Source organism: Marinagarivorans sp., from assembly GCF_982758155.1.
Window position 1 is genome coordinate 1 of record NZ_CEXWTU010000269.1, and the last position, 6,062, is coordinate 6,062.

A 6,062-nucleotide genomic window follows, 5' to 3' on the forward strand; every position below is an offset into this window, starting at 1 on the left:
TGCCTTCGTTAAAAATATTTGCAATAGCCGGCTATTACGCCATATTTTCGCCTCGCCAAGCGTGCACCCACAAAACCAAATTCCAGCAACTTATTTCGTGCACGCCCCTAAGCGCTGATATCTCAGCGCAGGTGTCGGTTATTAACGCCTAAAACGAATGACGTCTGACATCCCCAAGGCTTTCATCATGGATCTCGGACTGTTGTTTTGCGCATGCAATGCCGAGGTCAGGTTTTCGCTGACACAAATAAAGTGCGCTTTTTCCGTATCACTTAAAAGCTCACCTTCAGCAGGCAAAGCAAGCGTACTGGATAGTGGATAACCGGCCGCAAAACGAAAGGATTTTTGGATTAAGCAAGCATCAACGCCCGGTAGCTCTGCATCAACAATCGCCTGCCCTAAACCTTTTGCGCCTTTAAAGGGCAAACCAACGCCCGCTGTATTTTGTGTATCAGCCAAGCCGGAATCAACCACACCCGTAATATGGCCCGCAAATAGATAGCCGCCATTATTAATCATGTCGATGGGCACATCCTCTTGACCATTAGGACCGAGCCCTCGCTGAACGACCTCACCCGAAGCAAGGCGTTTGCGCGCCAAGCCAACATGGTCAAAATCATCTATCGCAAACAACGGGTTGATTACGCTGCGGTGGCAGCCAGCACAGGCGGTACCGGGCTTACCCGTTTGTAGATGGAAAGCCGCTGTGGTGGTTAACGTACCCGCACCTTGCGCATCAACAACCTCTTGGGCGGCCTGTTCACGTATAGCATCTTGCTCGAGGTTATCACCCAGCGGCGGGGGTAGATCAATGGTTTGGCAGAGTACATCCTGACGAAAGTGGACAGCTCGCTTGATTGGGGATGTTCGCTCCCTTGCCGAGTTGGTGGCCATAAATGCGCCAGAGGCAATAACACCACCACGTGGTGTACCCACAGTATTTACCGGTGTGAATTCAGTAGGACTATTACCGCCAGGCAAACCGTAGAAATCAGACAACACGCTGTTAACCATGGTGAAGCTACCCGTGTACATTTCTTTAAAAGAAACAGATTCGCTATAAAATACGTGTTTGTAAATCTCGTGAATTTCTTGGGCCATAGAGTTTTTGACCTCTTGAGTAAAGGCATCATTGCCCTGACGCGTGATATCAATAACGCCATCTGTACGGAACCACAAACCGGCAAAACGCCCAACTTGCTCTCGGCCCAAGTCGGAATCTAGCATGCGATCAATATGTAATTCGACTTTTGCCGAGTTCGCAAGATCACCCTGCGCTGCCGCTTCAAGTAATGCCGAATCCGGCGAGCTTGCGGTATACATATAAGAAAGCGCCGATGCGTATTCGAAAGGATCGAGAACGTAAGCATTGGGGTCTGCAAGCATCAACGCACTTTGGCCTGCAGTATCGTTCCCTGTACTGCCGAACTGGAACCTAGAATCCGTTTTCGCCTCGCTAACTTTTACGCCCAGCTCAAAACGGTACAAAAACTGAGGCGACATCAACACCGAACGCACGGCTACCTGTAAGCCAATTGCGCTGGAGGTAATCATATTGATGTAATTCGCCCTCTCACCCGCATCGAGCGGACGGCGATACGCCGGGTAAGCAAACTTCTCAATGAAACTTTCTGCACAGGCCGTCGACTGTTTATCGCCACAAGAAAAAGGCAGCGGCTGCTGGTTACTATCGGCCAACGCCCACTGCGCAAGCTCCTCTGCATTATTTTCGTAAGTATTTAAACGCGTTTCACCGACAGCCTCCCTAATATGGTTAGGCATGTTGGCAATGTTTTTATCGAAGTTAGCACGACTGGGGCGTGAAAAGTCATCAGGCAAAGGAGCTGAGAATAGAGACTGTAATGAATTGTTATATTCAAATGAAGTGAGTAGTTTCATAGCACGTTTGCCATAAAATACAGGGTCTTCAGATTCACATGAGCTTATTTCTACATTTTGCTCAAGGCCACGTAATGACCACAAATGAGCGGCCAAATCTGCGCCGCATTCGATATCACAGCCACCTGATGGCGGCATCTCACGACTTAGAAAAACCGCTAAATCCGCCTCACTGTTACTGGAGTAATTTAAAGTGGCATAGGTGTCGGAATCGGGGTAAGTCAACTGGTTAACGTCAAAACCTCGGATGCCGCCAAAAGTGCCATCTTTATTATCAACATGGCAAACGTCGCAATGATGTTCTTCAAACAAAATTGCGCCGTTACCAGCATCGCCTGTTGGCACCATAGCCATCGAACTACTAATCGAACTACTACTTGAATTGAGAGACGAGTTAATGGAAGAGTTTGAATGGCTTGATACGCCATCAGATGAAGTCACCACCTGTTCACCAACACATGCTACAAGCAATGGCACCATAATAAGTAACACTAAGGGGTTACGCATCCTACATCTCCAACTCTAAATAAAATAATTTAATAATCAACCGCTCGACCAAGCCATACCGATACTTTTATCGCTAAATAATTATCCTTTTTAAACCCAGCATGTAACTGTCATTTCGACAGTTACATGCTGTTACAACAAAAATTCGTTGTATAAATTTTTATTCATACATTTAAGTAGAATTTATTTAATTATAATCATGCAAATATCAAATCATATCAAGTTGCAACGCATTTATTTTATCGATACGTGAAAGGGTTAACAGGTAGTGACGGGACACGAAATAGTGGCAGGTTAAAAATGAATTACCGAAGGTGATTTGAAATTAAAACAGATAGATTTCGCATACTTTTTTCGCCTTAATTTTCGTAAAATATTTCTCCACCAATAATCGCCAAGCCATTCACTACAGCCCCTAAACGAGCTTTACTTCTCGAAAAAAGCTATTAAACCGCACATTTTAAGCACACATAAAATAGCGTTAAAATAATATTAAATTTAAGCGAATAGTATACACACCGCTCAACAGAGCCTTTATAGGTACAATTGCTTCGCAGTACATCGCAATAGAAATAATAAAAAATCAGGAAGGGTCAGACATTTGACACTTAAAGAGTAAAGAACTTATCTATCCTGGGCGATAAAGCATTCCACGCAAGTTCACCCAGTAACATTACCTCTCAAAATTTCAGCCAAAAAAATACCCCCAAGAAATTAACTTGAGGGTATTTAACTGTTTTAACCTATCGGTAGAACATCTCTTTCTTTTAGATGAGCCTGCCCTATTAGCTGTTTAAATTGATGGTTTTGTGTTTCGTCGCAGCGCTTGCCGCACTGCAACGAAACAACCCATTAGCATGAGCAAATACCAATCAGCACTACCTAATTTAACCGGCGTACTCGCGGCCGAACTTACCGCCGCACTGGAAGAAGACGCTTGCGGTGTAGAGCTAACCGCAAAAGCGGAAGATGAACTTGAGATTGATGCGACAGAAGAGCTTTGCGCCTGAGAGCTTGCTGAAGAAGAGCTTATTGAGGAAGAGCTGACAGGTGTTACAACAGCATCGTCGGAGAATATTTCAAAAGCATCCAGTAAAGTGTCATTATCGCCGCTGTCTGATTCAAGGAGCAACGTCAGCTCTTGGCTCGATTGCGCAATCGATGGTGCAATCGATGGTGCAATCGATAGTGCAACAATCTTCTTTTCACCGGTTGTGGAAGAAAAGCTAGCTTGGCCTACATTGACGCCGTCCAGTAAAACACTAATGCCTGCCGCACTGCCATTACTCGAGCGCCCGTTAATCACTAACGAATATTCTCCCGGCGGCAAATTCACAGTGAAAGCAACAGAGTCACCATTACCATAAAGTGTCACCCAGTTAGCAGTGGTAGCACGAAATGATGGAGTGAAGGTACCGCTTTCGACTTCAACGAACGCAACAGATCCAGCGCCATCGCCAGGCGTTGGTGTAACCACTGGTGTGGTCGGCGTAACGGGTGCCGGCTGCGGCTCGACTGGATCGGGTACCGGTATGGGCGCAGAAACGGCATCGCAGGCATTATCAGGGCAGTAAATACGATAATTACCGCTTAAGGCTAACATGCCAAACATATACAGCATGCCATCGTAGTAACGATAACGACCCGTTGGTATTGGCGTGCCCCAGAACTTTTCGACAAATAGGTTAGCTCTGGCGGTATTAGAAGCTGCCAAACTGGCCATAGCATTCATAGCGACGAGACCTGGAGATTGATCTGTTGGGTCGCTGTTTTGGTCGCTAAAGTCTAAGTCGCCACTCAGTGTAAATAATGAACCGTGACTATCGAGGCCGCCAGATAAAGATTCTGACGAAAAGAAATTCTGCAAAGTATCCGCATAAGTGCGCTGCCAAGGATCTTTTTGCCACCACAAGTAATCGAGTGCAGCATTGCCGATAGTACGCCAAGCATCGAATCGAAAATTATCATGGTTGGTAGGGTAGTTTTCGCCGGGTTCCGGTGTTCCATCAAAACCGGAATAATCTGGATTTAGTCCAGTTCTTGGGTCAACGGCTTCGTTTTTCCAATAGCTACGACTTTCCCCTGCTAGCTTTTCCCAGAAATTGGTAGAGCCGCCAGCGTACTCAAGCGTTGTAGGATCGCGATTGGTATCGGTAAAGTCTGCTGCCCACCTCGCCCACAACTCATAAAAAGCCGGAAGGTGATAAGAAGGGTCGGTGAAATTATCGGGGTGATCTTTAGCGGGGCTAAAAACAATTTGGTATTCGTCGAGTTGAAAAAGAGAATACTGGACCTTTTCCCCACCAACATAATGCCAGTTATTGTTACCGTACATATTAGCTAAAAGCTTATTGGCTTGGGCGGTATAATTATAAATCCCGTCACCATTACCCCAGCGATGTGCAGCAAAAAATAAGGCTGTTACGAAGTATTCTTCGCCGTCAGGCGCTGGATTAGAGTCTTCTTTGTTGCCGTCTGTGCTAACTTCCCACGCAAAATAGTTGCCAGAAACACCACCAGTACTGCCGCCATTTTGTCCATTGAACGAATAGGTATTCGCCCACTTCCAGATTCGATTAAAGTCATCCTGACGATTCATTTGCAGCGCCATCATCATGCCGTAAGACATACCCTCACTGCGAACATCATCATTGCCAGTATCCCAAATATACCCCATGTCGTCACCCACAGGAATAAACAGCGATTTACCCACGCTCGGATCGTTATCATTGTAGCGACGGCGATCGGGGTCATGAAACAACTGCTCATAAACTTGCGTTACACGCTGCTGAATTTCTTCTTCAGTGGCAACGCCCGCTTCCAAGAATCGATTTTTATAGACGCCGGTTTCGTAACTGCCTGCTGCCAATGTAGTAGCAGGCAACATCATGACGCCGGTGATAAATGATGCGATTAGGGCTTTCATCGTAGATTGACCTCTTATTTTTTTGGATAAATTTATAACTAACTAGTGAGCTGATAGTGAAATAATAGCCTGCCGATCAACAGAATAAAAAAGCAACAAACGAGAGCAGCAAACGAGAACATGCACCCGTTAAATCCTACTTAAAATGACAGCCGAATTAATAGAAGGATATGAACCACTTGATACACAAGTAGATGAAGTCACTTGCCGACTCATTTGCACACACCACAAGTAATGGCCAACAATAAATGCATTAAGGAGACACGCACTCTACATCTCCAACGCTAAATAATAATTTAATAATAAACCGCTCAACTCACCTCGATAAGTATATTTATCGCCAAAAATTATCTTTTTTAACCCAAACGTAATTGTCATTTCGACACCAATCAACGTTATAACCAAAATGGGCTGTACAAGATATTTCTGTCGCTTAGGGGCGCGCACGGAATAAGTTGCTGGAGTTTGGATTTGTGGGTGCTTGCTTGACGAGGAAAAAATATGGCGTAATAGCCGGCTATTACAAATATTTTTAACGAAGGCAAGCGTGCACCCAGGAATTCAAAAACGGGAAGTTAGGGGCGAGGCAATAATAGTTTGTCCAATTAGACGAAGGCGCCTGTTTTCTCAGCAAGGCGCTCGAAGGGGCGCATGCCGGGGCCTATAGGACATAGGTCAGTAGGGTAACGCATGGAGCAGTTACCGAGGCATGTAACGCTTTGAGCAACGC

General features: G+C 45.5%; 2 protein-coding genes. Both read right to left on the reverse strand.

Going from position 1 to position 6,062, the window contains the following annotated elements:
• Positions 1–141: 141 nt before the first annotated feature.
• A complete protein-coding gene (locus AC3A8L_RS19090) occupies positions 142–2,343 on the reverse strand; it encodes a DUF1592 domain-containing protein (RefSeq protein WP_487963867.1) in 2,202 nt (733 codons plus the stop codon).
• A gap of 856 nt (positions 2,344–3,199) precedes the next feature.
• Positions 3,200–5,332 (reverse strand): glycosyl hydrolase family 8, encoded by a 2,133-nt coding sequence (locus AC3A8L_RS19095; RefSeq protein ID WP_487963868.1) that lies wholly within the window; start codon positions 5,330–5,332, stop codon positions 3,200–3,202.
• Positions 5,333–6,062 lie beyond the last annotated feature (730 nt).